Source organism: Agrobacterium sp. 22-214-1, assembly GCF_053522465.1.
Genome location: NZ_JBNWCK010000001.1, coordinates 1778531 through 1793423 on the forward strand (window position 1 = coordinate 1778531; position 14893 = coordinate 1793423).

Below are 14893 nucleotides of genomic sequence, written 5' to 3' on the forward strand. Positions count from 1 at the left end.
ACGACGTTCACGGGATTTTGTTCCGATTCCTTCCAGAACGCTTACAACCGACAAGGTTCGGGCGCTTGCTGAAGCGCCTCCGCCAGCACCGTCATGACCTGCGGACCTGCCATTTGCGACACATTGAAACGTATGAAACCGGAGGCGTTCTGCGAGGAACTGAACACATTGCCGGGGGCCAGCACCACCTGCCGCGAAAGCGCCCTGCGCGCCACATCGGCGGCATCAACCCCGTCCGGCAGGCGGCACCATAAAAACATGCCCGCCTGCGGTTCGATCCACGGCACACATCCGACCGACCTCAGACGCGCCGCCGCCTCCGGCATCGTTGCCGCAAGGCGCTGCCTCAGCGCCTCGACATGCTTGCGGTAACTGCCATCGGTCAAAAGCGAGAGGATAAGCGCCGCCGAAAAATGCGTTCCGCCAAAAGTGGTGGCGATCTTGAGATCGGTCAGGGCCTCCACCCATGCGATGGGTGCTGCAATGAAACCGCACCGCACGGAGGCCGATAGTGTTTTTGAAAAACTGCCTATCTGGACGACGCGGTTCAGACCATCGAAGGCGGCCAGCCGGGGCGCGGCCTGAGTTTCGAAATCGGCAAAAATATCATCCTCGACGATGGTCAGCCCCACCTGCTCGGCCAGCATCAGCAGGCGATGCGCGGAAACGGCGGAAAGCCTTGCACCTGTCGGATTATGAATTGCGGAATTGGTGATATAGAGCCGGGGCTGATGGTCTTTCAGCGCCTGCTCGAAAAGTGCCAGATCCGGTCCGGTCGGCGTATAGGGAACACCGACGATCTTCACCCGATGCGCCCGCAAAAGAGCATGGAAATTGAAGTAGCATGGGTCATCGACAACAACCGTATCCCCCGGTTGCAGCAGGAAACGGCACAGAAGATCGATCGCCTGCGTGCCGGAATCGGTGAGCATGATCTGGCTGGCGCCCGCCTGCACCCCGTGTTCGGCCAGCCGGCGTGACAGAAGCTGCCGCAACGGCAGCAGCCCCATAGGGTTGCCATAATCCGTCAGCAGGGCGGCGTCGGCGCGGGCAAGCCCGCGCATCGCCCGCCTCAACGCCTCCTGCGGCATCCACGATGCGGGAAGCCAGCCGCAACCGGGTTTGGCGAGAACGGAACCTTCATCCAGCGCCTGCCGCGAGACCCATAAAGGATCCACCGCCCTATCGAGCTGCGGCTCGATATCGGCGAGCGACAGGGGCGCAAGCGGGCCCGAAACGAAAAAACCGGAGCCGGGGCGCGAGCTTATCGTACCATCCGCCACGAGCCGGTCATAAGCCTCGACAACGGTGGAGGTGGATACCTGCATGGCCTTCGCCAGCGCCCTGACCGACGGCAGGCGCGCGCCCGGGACGAGGCTGCGCGAGGCGATGCGTTGCCGCACACTTGCCATTACCTTTTCTATGCGCGTGCCCGCAGCGACTTGTCCGTCCACACTTTCCTCCAACTGTACCGCTTGTGATACCATAACAGTTTGTTGAAATTGTATATGATTGTCGCTGTTCCTGCCAGCCATTCCGGATCAAGAAAGGCAAAACGCAGGAGTTGACGATGGACAAGACGACGAGCGGTTGGCTGAGCGGCCTGACAGGCGTGGTGATATTCAGCGGTTCGCTGCCCGCGACGCGCATTGCGGTAACGGGTTTCGATCCGGTGTTCCTGACCGTCGCCCGCGCCAGCATTGCCGGCCTGCTGGCGCTGGCGCTGCTGTTTCTGTTCAGGCAAAGGCGCACGGCGCGCGATGACCTGACATCGCTTTTCATCGTCTCACTGGGTGTCGTGGTGGGCTTCCCGTTATTGACCGCGCTCGCCCTGCGGCATGTCACCTCGGCGCACTCCATCGTTTTCGTGGGGCTCTTGCCGCTCGCGACAGCAATCTTCGCCGTGCTGCGCGGCGGAGAACGCCCGCGCCCGGTGTTCTGGTTCTTTTCCTGTCTTGGAAGCGCGCTTGTTGCGGGGTTTTCGCTGTCGAATTCGTTTGCCGCCGGGATCGAGGCCTCGCTTGCCGGCGATCTTCTGATGCTCGGCGCAATCATCGTCTGCGGGCTCGGCTATGCGGAGGGTGCTGCCCTTTCCCGCAAGCTGGGCGGCTGGCAGGTCATTTCCTGGGCGCTGGTTCTTTCCCTGCCGGTAATGCTGCCGCTTGCTTTCTTCACCGGGCCGGAAACGCTTGCCGGCATCGACCCGCAGGCCTGGGCCGGCCTTGCCTATGTTTCCCTGTTCAGCATGCTGATCGGCTTCATCTTCTGGTATCGCGGGCTGGCGCTTGGCGGCATCGCAGCCGTGGGCCAGCTGCAATTGCTTCAGCCCTTCTTCGGGCTCGCGCTTGCCGCAACCCTGCTGCATGAGGAGGTGAGCCCGGCCATGATCGCCGTTACGCTTGTGGTGGTGCTCTGTGTTGCAGGCGCGCGAAAATTCGCGCGCTGACGGCCGCCATCGTCAGCTCGAACGGCGGTCCACCCAGCGATGCCATGCGTCCTCACTGCCGTTGAAGACATTGAGATCGATGCGGCCATCGACGCCATGCGACAGGCCTGAACCGGAATATTGCCAGAACAGCCACTTGCGTCCGGGATAAACCACTGACGGATGCTGGGCGACGGCGCGCAGCCAGAAGGGGTAATCCTGGAATTCGCCCTGCAGGTTGTCCTTGTAAAAATCGGGCGCCGTGTAAATGATCGGCCGCTGGCCATAATGGCGCTCGAGCTTGTCCATGAAGACGCGCATCTTTTCCAGAACGCGTTCGCGGGAATGGCGCATCTTGCAGCTCGATTCGCCGTTATATTCCACGTCGATAACCGGCGGCAGCGCATCCGGATCGCGCGGTACATTACGAATGAACCAGTCCGCCTGTTCGCTGGCGTTGCGGCACCAATAGAAGAAGTGGTAAGCGCCGCGGCGAATACCCGCCTCCTTCGCGCGCTGCCAGTTGGTGCGGAACATCGGATCGAGATGATCGCCGCCATCCGTCGCCTTGATGAAGGCGAAATTGGCGCCGCGCGTGCGCAGCTGCGGCCAATTTATATTGGCCTGCCAGCGGGATACATCCACGCCATGGACCTGGAAATGACGCGGCTGGACCCTGCCGAAATTGATCGGCTTGGCATCGCTGAAGCTGGAGCGGAAAATGCGCGAGCGGATCTGCGCACCGGCGCTCGCCGCCGGGGCCGCAGCCATGGCCAACTGTACCGGACGCTCCATCTGGTTGATCGTGGGGCGCTCCGCCGGCCGCACCATTCCGGCCGCCTGTGACGGAACCGGCAAACGGATTTCAGGCGCATTCTGCGTTAACGACGCCCTGGGGGTGACGGCGGAAAAGGCCTTGGGTTCGTCAGGCACCGGCCCGCCCCATGCCAGAACTTCCTGCCGTGGCTGGGCGGCGATGGCCTGGGTGCCGACGCCTGCCTGCGGCACCGGTGCGGATGGCGTGACCGAACTCGTCGTTTCCTTCGAGGGCAAGCCGGCCATCAGGCTTTCCGGCCCGGAACTGGACGTGCAGCCTCCAAGCAGGAAGCAACCGAAGAAAAGTGCTGGCACAGCCGATGAACGCATGAGAACCCGTACGCAAAACAAATCGGGGGCACTCTGATGCCGCCCGGAGACCTCGAAATACAAATGCTAACGGAAGATTATCAAAAAAGACTGAATCTTATCTTTACGTCGGCACCTGCCGATGCGCCCGTCATTTCTGGCAGGCGAAACGGTTCGAGTTCTCGCGCAGCGGCGCTGCTCAGGCCGTCATGGCGGTCAGATCGACAGTGTCGGCGCCGGGGGAATTTCTCTTGATCGATTCGATCGCATGGATGGCCGACGCCTTCGCCTTGTATCCTTCCGACGAGAACATTGTTTCCCCGTTGGATGCCTTGAAACGGAAACGATATTCGCCGGCCTTGTCCTGATATATTTCGAATTTGTACATGATCTTTGCGCCTCCTTTCGCGCGGTAGTCCATCAGCCGCAACTCTGTTCGGCCTCGATCACTTTCGCAACGGAAAATCGCCGATCTCAATGAGCCGTACCCAGGCTCGAGCGATTTCCAGCCCGGCTGCATCGGCCATTTCTGCGCGCAAGCCACCATGGTCACGATAATTCTCCAGCCAGCCCGGCGACATTCTTTCGACGGAAGCAGGAAACGCCTGACACCAGCCATCAACCACGGCGGTGGAGGCCTCGAAATGGAATTGCGTGCCATAGACTGCCCGGCCGATGCGAAAGGCCTGATTTCGTGTCGCGCCATTGGTCGCAAGCCGCGTGGCGTCCGGCGGAAGCGTAAATGTATCGCAATGCCACTGAAAAATAGGGAATGTCTTTTCCAGCCCGGCCAATAGCGGATCGGACACGCCCTCTTCCGTCAGGGATATATCCTGCCAGCCGAATTCCGGCGGCCCCGAGAGAATATTCTCTCCCCCATAGGCACGAGCCAGCAACTGGCTGCCGAGGCACACACCCATGACCGCTTTACCAGCATCGCCAAAGGCTTTCATGAGAAGGGCGAGATCGGCGAGATAGGGATAAAGCGCATCGTCAAGCGCGTTCTGTTCGCCGCCCAGAACGACAAGCGCATCATGGTCGGCGGCATCCCTTGGGAGAGGCTCACCCGCATAGGCGCGGATGACATGGATTTCAGCCGCCGCTTCTTCCAGCGCGACGCCGAGCTGCCCGTGCGGCGTACCCGCCATGTTTTCTATGATTGCGACGCGCATAAGACCTCGTGGAGACGACAATGGATTCAACCGGTCAAGAGTGCCGATCGAATCCAGCTTCACCACGAGAAAAATCGATTTTCAAGAGCCGCGACATCGGCAGTGCGGCGACAGGTGGATGACCTGACCTGATGCGCCTTAGAATTCACGCGCCAGCTTGGCGTCTGCGGAATGCCGGTTGCCGCCGCGAACGGCGAAGAACAGGAAAATCGCGGCCCAAAGAATCGATTTTTCCGCGCCGCCCAGACCTTCCGCCTTTACGATGCCGTGAAAATAAACCGTTACCAAAAGAACGATCATGGCCGCGAAAGATGCCGGCCGTGTGAACAGGCCGATGGCGACCAGAATTCCGCCGAAAAATTCCGTGGCGGCAAGCAGGGGCGACCAGAAAACGCCGGGATAAAAACCGAGGCTCTCCACCATGCCGACTGCGCCGAAAGGATTGACGATCTTGCCGAAACCATGGGTGACGAGAAGAAGCCCGGCCGTGACGCGCAGGATCGTCTCCACCAGATCGTGTGTCGCATTATAAAGCGGTGCGACCGCCGGAACGAAAAGACGCTGACGATTATTCTCGAACTGGGCCATAGGATCTCCACGTTTCAGCCTTCGACAGCTTCTCTGTTCGCAAAGCCGCATGATAAGAACAAGCGTACGCCCGGTAAAAACATGAGTATTATAGTTGACATTATCGTGAACATTATTGCCGCCGGGCGGTGAAGGAGACCTGAGGATGACCGAGACCAAACCCCGCATAACCATCCGCTATTGCACGCAATGCAACTGGCTGCTTCGGGCAGGCTGGATGGCGCAGGAAATCCTTCAGACCTTCGCTTCCGATGTCGGCGAAGTCAGCCTCGTTCCCTCAACCGGCGGTCTGTTCGAGATCACCGTGGACGGCACGACCATATGGGAACGCAAACGCGATGGCGGTTTTCCCGGCCCCAAAGAACTCAAACAGAGAATCCGGGACATCATCGACCCGGAGCGCGACCTCGGTCATGTGGACAGAACGAAGCATGAAGGGCTCGACACCTGACCCGGCCACATGTTTCAACAGCCCCAACCAAGTTTTTTCCCTTTAAAATCAATGATCGTCATAAAAGTTCAAAAAGTCTGTTGACACCGGGCGGCTGCCCTCGTACATCGCTCTCCGTCGCCCAGATGGCGGAATTGGTAGACGCGCCAGCTTCAGGTGCTGGTACTCGCAAGGGTGTGGAGGTTCGAGTCCTCTTCTGGGCACCATTCCATTTTTGATCTTAGCCAGATCAAGAACTTAGCCGAAAAAACAGCAACATATAGCCGACCGGTAAACGCCGGGAAGCGTGTTGCTTTTTCGCCTTTTCCACTTACAGAAAAGCTGCGAACAAGCCGCTTCCGTTTTTGTCAGAAGGCCTGTTGTCCTGTCTGAAATATGATCGACCTTGCCTGTTATGGCTGAGCGTCTTTATCGCCACTATTTTGCGAATGCTGTTCGCAATTCGGCGTACAGGACAGAACGGTCCGCTCCGTCTGCCGGAAAACACGCACCGTATTGCCCTCGTCGATGGAGACGAGAATGCGTTCATCCACGATTGGATTGCCATCGGCATCCAGAAGCACGAGATTGGTCGTGCCGAAACTGCGACCCGTCAGAACAATTGTGGTGGCATCGGCAACCGTGGCATCGGCGACTTTGGAGTTGCCGACTATAACCTTGCTGACGGCGCGGTCGAGACGAAGGACACGGGCGTGATTCATCGAAACGCGCAATATGTCATCTTCAGCAAAAGCGGGCTGCAGCGAACCCGATAGAAAGACGGACAAGCCGACCACAATTTTCGCCAGTTTTCCGGATGACACGCGTTTCGCCCTTGCTCACTATCCGCACTTTATTGTTCCACAGAATGCGCGGTTTTAGTGAATGAAGCGTTAAATGGCGGAAATCCGCGATGAGGATGGTAACCATTCGTAATGTATTGATATTTTCACGTCCCTCCGCCCCGCATCAAAACTGAACATCTGCACCTCTTTCAAAGGAAACTTTGCCTAAAGAGAGAAATGGTCAGCCTCGGAATATATTTGTTTATCAGCAAATATAAAAATGCAGACAATACTTTTTGTTTTTATTTACCAAGAGAAACTCATCCTGCCGTTTACTTTGAATTAATCGTTTTTTTTAAGCGCTTGGAAATCGCTCCGCTGTAGTTTGAACCCAACCGAACAACGGAGAACAGTTGTCGGCGTGCTGAACCAACACAAGTTAGGAGAGACCCTATGACCAAGATTTTCGCTCGTTTCCTGAAAGACGAATCCGGTGCCACTGCAATCGAATATGGTTTGATTGCTGCACTTATTTCCGTTGGCATTATCGGTGGTACCACGGCAGTCGGCGGTAAGCTGAAAGACACTTTCACTTTCATCAGCACCTCGTTCACGAACTCGAAAGCCTCCACCGGCGGCGTTTGATTGATAAAAAGTATAATGCAGGTGATTTACCCAGAATTGGGAAATCACCTGCATTTGCTATTCTTCAAGCTGAATTGGATAGATTAAGGCAGGGTAATCATGATCGTTGCAGCGATTTTTCTTATTGTCCCGCTCTGCCTCAGTTTCGCGGCCTTGAACGATCTTTTCAGCATGACGATCCCCAACTCGATAACCGTCGTGCTCTTGCTATCTTTCGCTTTCGTTGCGCCCCTGTCGGGAATGGATTTGCAGACTTTTACCTTGAGTCTCGCAGGCGGCCTCGCCGTTTTTCTCTGCTGTTTTATACTCTTCGCTGCCAATGTCATGGGTGGAGGAGACGCAAAACTGTTGACTGGAGCGGCAGTCTGGTACGGCTTCAACATTTCTCTCATAGAATTTTTACTTGCGGTGACGCTGATCGGCGGCGCATTGACAGTTGGCATACTACTGCTGAGATCACGGTCACAGGAAATCGTAGCCATCGGCATACCGATCCCTGATTCCCTTATGGTTGCCAAGAAGATTCCATACGGTATCGGTATCGCTGCAGCGGGGCTTCTGACCTATGGGAATTGCCCCCTCGTAAAAGCAGCGATCACAAGCCTATACTAAATCAGGATATCGATCCCGATCGTTTATAGAATTATTAACTACAAATCCAAGCACAATATTAACCATAATTATACCAATCGCGCGCCATCCTCGGGGAAGAAGAATCTGATTCCCTCAAGGATCGAGCATGAAACCGTCGCGTATCTTTATTCTTTCCGTTGCTCTGGTGGCCGCCGGTCTTGCAGGCCTTGTCGCCATGCAGATTTCCGGCGCGAAGCAGGTCATCGAAAAAGCAGAAACGATCATCCAGAAAGAACCGACGGTCAACGTTCTCGTCTCTTCGGTCAATCTGCCCGTCGGTAGCCGCCTGAACGACAGTTCCGTGCGCTGGACACCCTGGCCACAGGGCAATGTGGTCGACAGTTTCATAACGGAAGCGAAAAGGCCTGACGCCATCACCGAACTCACCGGTGCGGTCGTGCGGCTGCCTCTGTTCGAAGGTGAGCCGATAAGGCCGGAAAAAGTGGTCGATTCCAGCACGCGCATCATGTCCTCGCTTTTGCCGGCCGGGAAACGCGCTGTCGCCACCGAGATTTCCGTCTCGACAGGCGCAGGCGGTTTCGTGCTGCCGAATGACCGGGTCGATGTGATCATGGTCCGCAAGGGCGACAATAATAACTTTCTGACCGAAAATGTTTTGAACAATGTTCGTGTCCTGGCAATCGATCAGCAGATCAAGGAAGGCGAGGACGGAACGTCGGCGGTGGTCGGCGCAACCGCCACACTCGAACTCACACCGGAACAGGCAAAGATCATAACCGTGGCGCAGCAAATGGCGGACCGTCTCACGCTTGCCTTGCGCTCCGTCGCCGATGCGCAGGAAAACGATACGCTTTCGGCTGGCCATCTTCTCAGCGGCGGTTTCGGACAGCCGGAAATCCAGGTGATCAAATCCGGCTCGATCGTGAAGAGCGGTCAAGGAGCATCACAATGACCGGGAGGCTCATGACAAATCGTCTCAACCAACGCCTGCGTTCATCGATGGCGGGTGGGCTCGCATTCTGCCTGACCTTTTCGGGCGTTCCCGGCCAGCATTCCCCCAGTTTTCTGCGCGTCAGCGAAGCGGAGGCGCAAAGCGCAAGCATCGTGCGGATTACCGAAAGCGGCACAGGCATTCGCAAGCGCTTAAAGCTGGGTTTAAACAAGGCGCTGGTCATCGACCTGCCCGAAGATGCACACGATATTCTCGTTGCCGATCCGAGCCTTGCCGATGCCGTAACCCGCACGTCCAGACGCATTTATCTTTTCGGTAAAACGGTGGGACAGACCAACATTTTCATTTTTGGTGAAGGCGGACGGGAAATCGTCAGCCTCGATCTGGAGGTGGAGCGCGACATTTCCGGGCTTGAGGCCAATATTCGCCGTTTTATTCCCGAGTCGGATATCAAGGTAGAAATCGTCTCGGACAATATCGTTCTCACGGGATCGGTACGCACCCCGCAGGACTCGGCACGCGCCGTCCAGCTTGCAGATGCCTTTCTGAAAGGCGGTGAGGCCACCACCCGCAACATATCGCTATCAGGTGGCGACAATGGCGGTGATGCGGCGATTTTTGCCGAGCGCCGACAGGTATCGCAAATCGTCAATATGCTGACGATCGAAGGGGAAGACCAGGTGACACTGAAGGTCACCGTTGCCGAAGTCAGCAGACAGGTTCTGAAGCAACTCGGCTTCAACGGGTCGATCGGCAGTACGACAAGCGGCAATGGTTTCGAATTCGCAAATCCGTCCAACCTTGGGAACGCGATCGATGGTGCATCCCGGATCGCCAGCGGTGCGATCGGTTCAGGCTCTCTCAGATTCGCCTCCTACCTCAACGCCATGGAGCAGGCTGGCGTCATGCGCACCCTAGCGGAGCCAAGCCTGACAGCTATTTCTGGCGAGCAGGCCAAATTTTACGTGGGCGGCGACTTCCGACTTGCCGGTACACAAGAAATCGAGGTTGATAACGAGACCAAACAGCCAAGCAAAGTCATACGCGAGACACAAACAGTAGACTACGGGATTACGTTGAACTTCAAGCCGGTGGTGCTTTCACCGGGCAGAATAAGTCTCAAGATTGAGACCAACGTGTCTGAGCCCACCTATGAAGGTAATGTCGTCACCGGTAATTACGGGCGGGGCGTTCCGGGCTCGACCTATATGTCCGTGCGCAAGCGTGAAACGTCCACGACGGTCGAGCTTCCCTCGGGGGGATCGATCGTGATCGCAGGTCTCGTTCAGGACAACGTCCGTCAGGCCATGTCGGGGCTTCCGGGCATTTCGAAAATTCCGATTTTCGGCACGCTTTTCCGCAGCAAGGATTTCCTGCGCAACGAAACGGAACTGGTCATCATCGCAACGCCCTATCTGGTGCGGCCCGTTGCCCGCAATCAGATCGCCCGGCCAGACGATAACTTCAATCCGGAAAACGACGCCGCCATGTATTTCATGAACCGCGTCAACAAGGTCTATGGCCGCAAGGATCAGGTTCAGGCCGCGCCCTATCAGGGGTCAGTGGGGTTCATCTACAAATGACGACACACACACAAAATCCCCTCTTCACAACAAGCCCGGTCAGGGCAGGAAACGTCATGAAGGAACCCTATTCCTCCTTTTCCCCCTACCTTTCCGGAAGACGGACCGGCCTCGTCGTCATTGCCGCGCTTGCCGCCGGCATGTTGCAGGGCTGCGCGCGCGATCCGATGACCACCAACGCCGTTCCTGACGATTATCGCACACGCCACCCGATTACCCTGTCGGAAGCGGAGCATTCGCTGGATATTCCGGTCTCGGCCAGCGACAGCCGGCTGACCACAGCGATGGCGGATAATGTCCGCGGTTTTGCCCAGAATTATGCGTCGATGTCGACCGGGATCATCAATATTCAGACCCCGTCGGGATCGGCCAACTCGGCGGCCGCATCGCGAATGGCGAAACAGATTCGCTCGACGCTTTCCGGTGCTGGTGTGGCGCCCGGCAAGATCATGGAGACGCGTTATGCCGCTTCCCCGAATGGCGACGCCTCCCCCATCCGCCTGAGCTATGTCGCCGTTACCGCCATGACTGGCCAGTGCGGCCAATGGCCCGAGGATCTCTCGGATAATACCTTCGCCAACAAGAACTGGTACAATTTCGGGTGCGCTTCCCAAAGCAATCTCGCGGCGCAGATTGCCAACCCTATGGATTTGGTCGGCCCGCGCGGCATGAGCCCGATCGATGCCGAGCGCCGCGCGGTCGTCATCGACACCTATCGCGGTAAGACTTCGACGACGACGACAGATTGATGCAGATCCAACATTTGTCACGGCAGGAAATACGATGAGCGCTGTAGAATACGATATCAAGCCAAGCGGCGGCACAGAAGCCGAGCCGCCCGTGCGCGCTTCGGATATGGACCACCTGCGGCCCCTGCCCCGCATTTCCGTTCACGCTTTCTGCGTCAGCGACAATATGCAAGGCGTCATGGACGCATTGTCCAGCGACCGGCGCATGAGCAAGGTCACCCTGCGGGTGACCAAGGGCGATATCAATGCGGCAGCCACGATGTTTTCCACGTCGCCCACGCCCAATCTCATCATTCTCGAGACAGCAAGCTCACCTGCCTCGCTGCTGGACGATCTCGCGCCTTTGGCAGAAGTTTGTGATCCTTCCACCCGTGTCATCATCGTCGGCCGGCACAACGATATAACGCTTTATCGCGATCTCATCCGCAACGGCATTTCCGAATATCTCGTCGCCCCGGTCAATATGGCCGATCTCCTGGCTTCGATCGCCGCGATTTTCGTCGATCCGGAAGCGGAACCGCTGGGCCGCAACATCGCCTTCATTGGCGCCAAGGGCGGTGTAGGCTCGTCCACCATAGCGCATAATTGCGCCTTCGGCATTTCGAGTCTTTTCTCCACGGAAACCATTCTGGCGGATATGGATCTTGCCTATGGAACAGCGAATATCGATTTCGATCAGGACCCTGCCCAGGGCATGGCTGAAGCGGTCTTTTCGCCGGAGCGGCTGGACGAGGTATTTCTCGACCGTCTTTTGACGAAATGTTCCGATCATCTGTCGCTTTTGGCAGCACCGTCTCTTCTCGACAGAACCTACGATCTCGATCGTCAGGCCTTTCTGCCGATCCTTGAGGTTTTGCAGCGCAGTGCCCCGGTTGCGGTTCTCGATCTTCCACACCAATGGTGCGACTGGACGCGGGCAGTCCTTGCGGAAGCCGATGAGGTGGTCATAACGGCGGTTCCCGATCTCGCAAACCTGCGCAACACGAAGAACCTCTTCGACGCGCTGATCAAGCTGAGACCCAACGATAAATTGCCGCATCTCATTCTTAATCAGGTCGGCATGCCCAAGCGCCCGGAAATCGCACCGGCGGATTTCCTTGAGCCGCTGGAAATCGAGCCGATTGCGATCATCCCATTCGACGCACAATTGTTCGGAAATGCCGCCAATAGCGGACGCATGATCAGCGAGATGGATGAAAAATCCCAGACGGCGGAAACCTTTTCGCAAATCGCCCATACCATCACAGGCCGCTCCGTGCTGCGCAAAAGCAGGCGCGGCGGTCTGGAAAAACTGAAGAATATTCTCAAGCGCAAGTAGGCCTTCTACCTGCGTCCTTAGACGGAAACGCCGATGTTCGGAAAACGCGGGCCTGAAGGCCCAGCCAGAAGCACGAAGCCGGATCTTGCTACACCTGCGCCCATGCAGGTGACGACAGCGCCTGAGCCTCGTTCTGCTGCAATTGACACTCTTGAACCCGGCCAATCACCGGCAATGCGTCAGGCAACCGCAAGCGTACCGCCCGCGCAGAGAAAACGTGCCCGCACGGAAGATTACTACAATACCAAGAGCCAGGTATTTTCCGCGCTTATCGATACGATCGACCTTTCGCAGCTCGCCAAGCTCGACGCGGAAAGCGCGCGCGAGGAAATTCGCGATATCGTCAACGACATTATCACGATCAAGAATTTCGCCATGTCGATTGCCGAGCAGGAAGAGCTGCTCGAAGATATCTGCAACGACGTTCTTGGTTACGGTCCGCTGGAGCCTCTCCTCGCGCGCGACGACATTGCCGATATCATGGTCAACGGTTCCGGCCAGACCTTTATCGAAGTCGGCGGCAAGACTATCGAATCCGATATCCGTTTTCGTGACAATGCGCAGTTGCTTTCCATCTGCCAGCGCATCGTCAGCCAGGTCGGCCGACGCGTGGATGAGTCGAGCCCGATATGCGACGCCCGCCTTCCGGATGGATCGCGCGTCAACGTCATCGCTCCGCCGCTTGCCATCGACGGTCCGGCGCTGACGATCCGAAAATTCAAGAAGGACAAGCTGACACTCGACCAGCTCGTACGTTTCGGAGCGATTACGCCCGAAGGCGCGACATTGCTCAAGATTATCGGTCGCGTCCGCTGCAATGTCGTCATTTCGGGCGGCACCGGCTCGGGTAAGACGACGCTTCTCAACTGCCTGACGAGCTTCATCGACAAGGATGAACGCGTCATCACCTGTGAAGACACCGCCGAACTGCAGCTGCAGCAACCGCATGTGGTGAGGCTCGAAACGCGCCCACCGAATATCGAAGGGGAAGGCGAGATCACCATGCGCGATCTCGTCAAGAACTGCCTTCGCATGCGGCCCGAACGCATCATCGTCGGCGAAGTGCGCGGACCGGAGGTTTTCGACCTTCTCCAGGCCATGAACACCGGTCACGACGGTTCGATGGGAACACTTCACGCCAATACGCCACGCGAATGCCTCAGCCGTATCGAATCAATGATCGCCATGGGCGGCTTCACCCTGCCGGCCAAGACCGTGCGTGAAATCATTTCAGGCTCGATCGATGTCGTCATTCAGGCGGCGCGTCTGCGCGACGGCTCGCGCCGGATAACGCAGATTACTGAAGTGATTGGCATGGAAGGCGATGTCATCGTCACCCAGGATCTGATGCGATACGAAATCGAAGGCGAAGATGCGCAGGGAAGGCTGATCGGCAGACACATATCGACCGGTATCAGCAAACCGCATTTCTGGGATCGCGCACGTTATTACGGCGAAGAAAAACGTCTGGCGGCCGCGCTCGATGAGATGGAAAAGACATCCTAAGGGAAAGCGACTGCCATGGACCCGACAATAGTGTTACTGGCCTTACTCGTCGCCATCTCGGCAGGAGCACTCGCCTACGCCTTTCTTTTCCAGCAGATAGAGGTCGAAAAAAAGACCACCAGCCGTTTCAAGCGAGTGCAGGCCGCAGAGACGGATCACGTAAATATCAAAGCTGCACGCGATCGGGTCCAGGAGCTCAGCAAGCGCCGCAAATCCATGCAGGACAGCCTGCGGGATATGGAAAAGAAACAAAATGAAAAGGCGAAAAAAGCGAAGAATGTCAGCCTGCGCGATAAACTCGTGCAGGCTGGGCTGGCAATCTCCGTTCGGCAATTTCATCTCCTGAGCGCAGGTGCGTCGGCTTTCGCCACTCTCATCGCGCTTCTATATGATCTATCATTAATAACCGCCCTGCTCATAGGCGCAGTGGTAGCTTTAGGGCTGCCCCGTTGGGTATTGGCGTTTATCCTCAAGCGCCGGCAGAAAAAATTCCTTGAGGAGTTTCCCAATGCGCTGGATGTCATGTGCCGCTCAATCAAATCCGGATTGCCGCTGAATGACGCCGTGCGACTGATCGCGTCGGATGGTCAGGAGCCGGTGAAAACAGAGTTTCAGCGGGTCGTAGACGCGCAGCAGGTTGGTATCGGGATTCCCCAAGGGATAGAGCGCATGATGCTGACCATGCCGCTTTTCGAAGTCAGCTTCTTCAGCACTGTCATCAATATCCAGGCACAGGCAGGCGGCAATCTTTCGGAGGCATTATCCAACCTTTCAAAGGTATTGCGTGACCGAAAGAAAATGCGCGCCAAAGTGAACGCTCTGTCCATGGAGGCAAAAGCGTCGGCCGTCATTATCGGCGCATTGCCTTTCATTGTGATGCTGCTGGTGCACTTCACGTCGCCCGACTATCTCGCGGTCCTCTTCACGGATATGCGCGGGCACATCATTCTGGGTGCATCCGGGCTATGGATGCTCATCGGAATTTTCATCATGCGTCAAATGATCAATTTCGATATTTGAG

At 57.0% G+C, this 14893-nt stretch carries 16 protein-coding genes and 1 tRNA gene; 11 read left to right on the forward strand and 6 right to left on the reverse strand.

Features of this window, described 5'->3' with window-relative positions; all coding sequences use genetic code 11:
• Positions 1–41: 41 nt before the first annotated feature.
• Complete coding sequence (locus ACQZ5G_RS08970; protein WP_448737156.1) at positions 42–1454, reverse strand: aminotransferase-like domain-containing protein; 1413 nt, start codon at positions 1452–1454, stop codon at positions 42–44.
• A gap of 116 nt (positions 1455–1570) precedes the next feature.
• Here ACQZ5G_RS08970 and ACQZ5G_RS08975 point away from each other — a divergent pair, with 116 nt between their 5' ends.
• The gene (locus ACQZ5G_RS08975; RefSeq protein ID WP_448737155.1) at positions 1571–2446 is read left to right on the forward strand and encodes a DMT family transporter; all 876 of its coding nucleotides are present in this window, start codon (positions 1571–1573) and stop codon (positions 2444–2446) included.
• Between the two features lie 12 nt (positions 2447–2458).
• Here the strand turns inward: ACQZ5G_RS08975 and ACQZ5G_RS08980 are convergent, their stop codons facing one another.
• The 4 genes from ACQZ5G_RS08980 to ACQZ5G_RS08995 all read right to left on the reverse strand — a co-directional run bounded on the left by ACQZ5G_RS08980 (position 2459) and on the right by ACQZ5G_RS08995 (position 5310).
• On the reverse strand, positions 2459–3571 hold the full coding sequence (locus ACQZ5G_RS08980) for a glycoside hydrolase family 25 protein (protein WP_035240397.1): 1113 nt from the start codon (positions 3569–3571) through the stop codon (positions 2459–2461).
• A gap of 178 nt (positions 3572–3749) precedes the next feature.
• Entirely contained in the window at positions 3750–3938 is a 189-nt protein-coding gene (locus ACQZ5G_RS08985) for a YegP family protein (RefSeq protein WP_059759498.1), read from the reverse strand.
• Between the two features lie 58 nt (positions 3939–3996).
• A complete protein-coding gene (locus tag ACQZ5G_RS08990) occupies positions 3997–4722 on the reverse strand; it encodes a type 1 glutamine amidotransferase (protein ID WP_448737154.1) in 726 nt (241 codons plus the stop codon).
• A 138-nt stretch (positions 4723–4860) separates the two neighbouring features.
• Positions 4861–5310 carry a DoxX family protein gene (locus ACQZ5G_RS08995; protein ID WP_003524478.1) on the reverse strand — a complete coding sequence of 150 codons (450 nt, stop codon included), beginning with the start codon at positions 5308–5310 and terminating at the stop codon, positions 4861–4863.
• Between the two features lie 145 nt (positions 5311–5455).
• Here ACQZ5G_RS08995 and ACQZ5G_RS09000 point away from each other — a divergent pair, with 145 nt between their 5' ends.
• Together ACQZ5G_RS09000 and ACQZ5G_RS09005 are read left to right on the forward strand one after the other, a co-directional pair.
• Positions 5456–5761 carry an Rdx family protein gene (locus ACQZ5G_RS09000; protein ID WP_003524477.1) on the forward strand — a complete coding sequence of 102 codons (306 nt, stop codon included), beginning with the start codon at positions 5456–5458 and terminating at the stop codon, positions 5759–5761.
• A 119-nt stretch (positions 5762–5880) separates the two neighbouring features.
• Positions 5881–5967 (forward strand) — tRNA-Leu (locus ACQZ5G_RS09005).
• Positions 5968–6153: 186 nt separating this feature from the next.
• Here ACQZ5G_RS09005 and ACQZ5G_RS09010 read toward each other — a convergent pair.
• The gene (locus tag ACQZ5G_RS09010) at positions 6154–6564 is read right to left on the reverse strand and encodes a pilus assembly protein N-terminal domain-containing protein (RefSeq protein WP_020812471.1); all 411 of its coding nucleotides are present in this window, start codon (positions 6562–6564) and stop codon (positions 6154–6156) included.
• Between the two features lie 414 nt (positions 6565–6978).
• Here ACQZ5G_RS09010 and ACQZ5G_RS09015 point away from each other — a divergent pair, with 414 nt between their 5' ends.
• The 8 genes from ACQZ5G_RS09015 to ACQZ5G_RS09050 all read left to right on the forward strand — a co-directional run bounded on the left by ACQZ5G_RS09015 (position 6979) and on the right by ACQZ5G_RS09050 (position 14892).
• Positions 6979–7170 (forward strand): Flp family type IVb pilin, encoded by a 192-nt coding sequence (locus ACQZ5G_RS09015; RefSeq protein WP_003524475.1) that lies wholly within the window; start codon positions 6979–6981, stop codon positions 7168–7170.
• Between the two features lie 99 nt (positions 7171–7269).
• Positions 7270–7782 (forward strand): A24 family peptidase, encoded by a 513-nt coding sequence (locus ACQZ5G_RS09020; protein WP_448737153.1) that lies wholly within the window; start codon positions 7270–7272, stop codon positions 7780–7782.
• Positions 7783–7909: 127 nt separating this feature from the next.
• Positions 7910–8716 carry a Flp pilus assembly protein CpaB gene (gene cpaB / locus ACQZ5G_RS09025; RefSeq protein WP_003524471.1) on the forward strand — a complete coding sequence of 269 codons (807 nt, stop codon included), beginning with the start codon at positions 7910–7912 and terminating at the stop codon, positions 8714–8716.
• Positions 8713–10299 carry a type II and III secretion system protein family protein gene (locus ACQZ5G_RS09030; protein ID WP_448737152.1) on the forward strand — a complete coding sequence of 529 codons (1587 nt, stop codon included), beginning with the start codon at positions 8713–8715 and terminating at the stop codon, positions 10297–10299. The genes cpaB and ACQZ5G_RS09030 overlap by 4 nt, the downstream gene beginning before the upstream one ends.
• A 56-nt stretch (positions 10300–10355) precedes the next feature.
• The gene (locus ACQZ5G_RS09035) at positions 10356–11048 is read left to right on the forward strand and encodes a CpaD family pilus assembly protein (RefSeq protein WP_448737151.1); all 693 of its coding nucleotides are present in this window, start codon (positions 10356–10358) and stop codon (positions 11046–11048) included.
• Between the two features lie 34 nt (positions 11049–11082).
• Positions 11083–12366, forward strand: a complete 1284-nt coding sequence (locus ACQZ5G_RS09040; RefSeq protein ID WP_448737150.1) for a CtpF protein — start codon at positions 11083–11085, stop codon at positions 12364–12366.
• Between the two features lie 33 nt (positions 12367–12399).
• Positions 12400–13872 carry a CpaF family protein gene (locus ACQZ5G_RS09045; RefSeq protein WP_448737149.1) on the forward strand — a complete coding sequence of 491 codons (1473 nt, stop codon included), beginning with the start codon at positions 12400–12402 and terminating at the stop codon, positions 13870–13872.
• 15 nt (positions 13873–13887) lie between these two features.
• A complete protein-coding gene (locus ACQZ5G_RS09050) occupies positions 13888–14892 on the forward strand; it encodes a type II secretion system F family protein (RefSeq protein WP_448737148.1) in 1005 nt (334 codons plus the stop codon).
• Position 14893: the final 1 nt, after the last annotated feature.

Coding starts and splice junctions, on each gene's coding strand:
- cpaB (WP_003524471.1), top strand. CDS start 7,910: ATGAAACCGTCGCGTATCTTTATTCTTTCCGTTGCTCTGGTGGCCGCC.
- ACQZ5G_RS09015 (WP_003524475.1), top strand. CDS start 6,979: ATGACCAAGATTTTCGCTCGTTTCCTGAAAGACGAATCCGGTGCCACT.
- ACQZ5G_RS09035 (WP_448737151.1), top strand. CDS start 10,356: ATGAAGGAACCCTATTCCTCCTTTTCCCCCTACCTTTCCGGAAGACGG.
- ACQZ5G_RS08990 (WP_448737154.1), bottom strand. CDS start 4,722: ATGCGCGTCGCAATCATAGAAAACATGGCGGGTACGCCGCACGGGCAG.
- ACQZ5G_RS09045 (WP_448737149.1), top strand. CDS start 12,400: ATGTTCGGAAAACGCGGGCCTGAAGGCCCAGCCAGAAGCACGAAGCCG.
- ACQZ5G_RS09050 (WP_448737148.1), top strand. CDS start 13,888: ATGGACCCGACAATAGTGTTACTGGCCTTACTCGTCGCCATCTCGGCA.
- ACQZ5G_RS09000 (WP_003524477.1), top strand. CDS start 5,456: ATGACCGAGACCAAACCCCGCATAACCATCCGCTATTGCACGCAATGC.
- ACQZ5G_RS08985 (WP_059759498.1), bottom strand. CDS start 3,938: ATGTACAAATTCGAAATATATCAGGACAAGGCCGGCGAATATCGTTTC.
- ACQZ5G_RS09030 (WP_448737152.1), top strand. CDS start 8,713: ATGACCGGGAGGCTCATGACAAATCGTCTCAACCAACGCCTGCGTTCA.
- ACQZ5G_RS09020 (WP_448737153.1), top strand. CDS start 7,270: ATGATCGTTGCAGCGATTTTTCTTATTGTCCCGCTCTGCCTCAGTTTC.
- ACQZ5G_RS08980 (WP_035240397.1), bottom strand. CDS start 3,571: ATGCGTTCATCGGCTGTGCCAGCACTTTTCTTCGGTTGCTTCCTGCTT.
- ACQZ5G_RS08995 (WP_003524478.1), bottom strand. CDS start 5,310: ATGGCCCAGTTCGAGAATAATCGTCAGCGTCTTTTCGTTCCGGCGGTC.
- ACQZ5G_RS09040 (WP_448737150.1), top strand. CDS start 11,083: ATGAGCGCTGTAGAATACGATATCAAGCCAAGCGGCGGCACAGAAGCC.
- ACQZ5G_RS08975 (WP_448737155.1), top strand. CDS start 1,571: ATGGACAAGACGACGAGCGGTTGGCTGAGCGGCCTGACAGGCGTGGTG.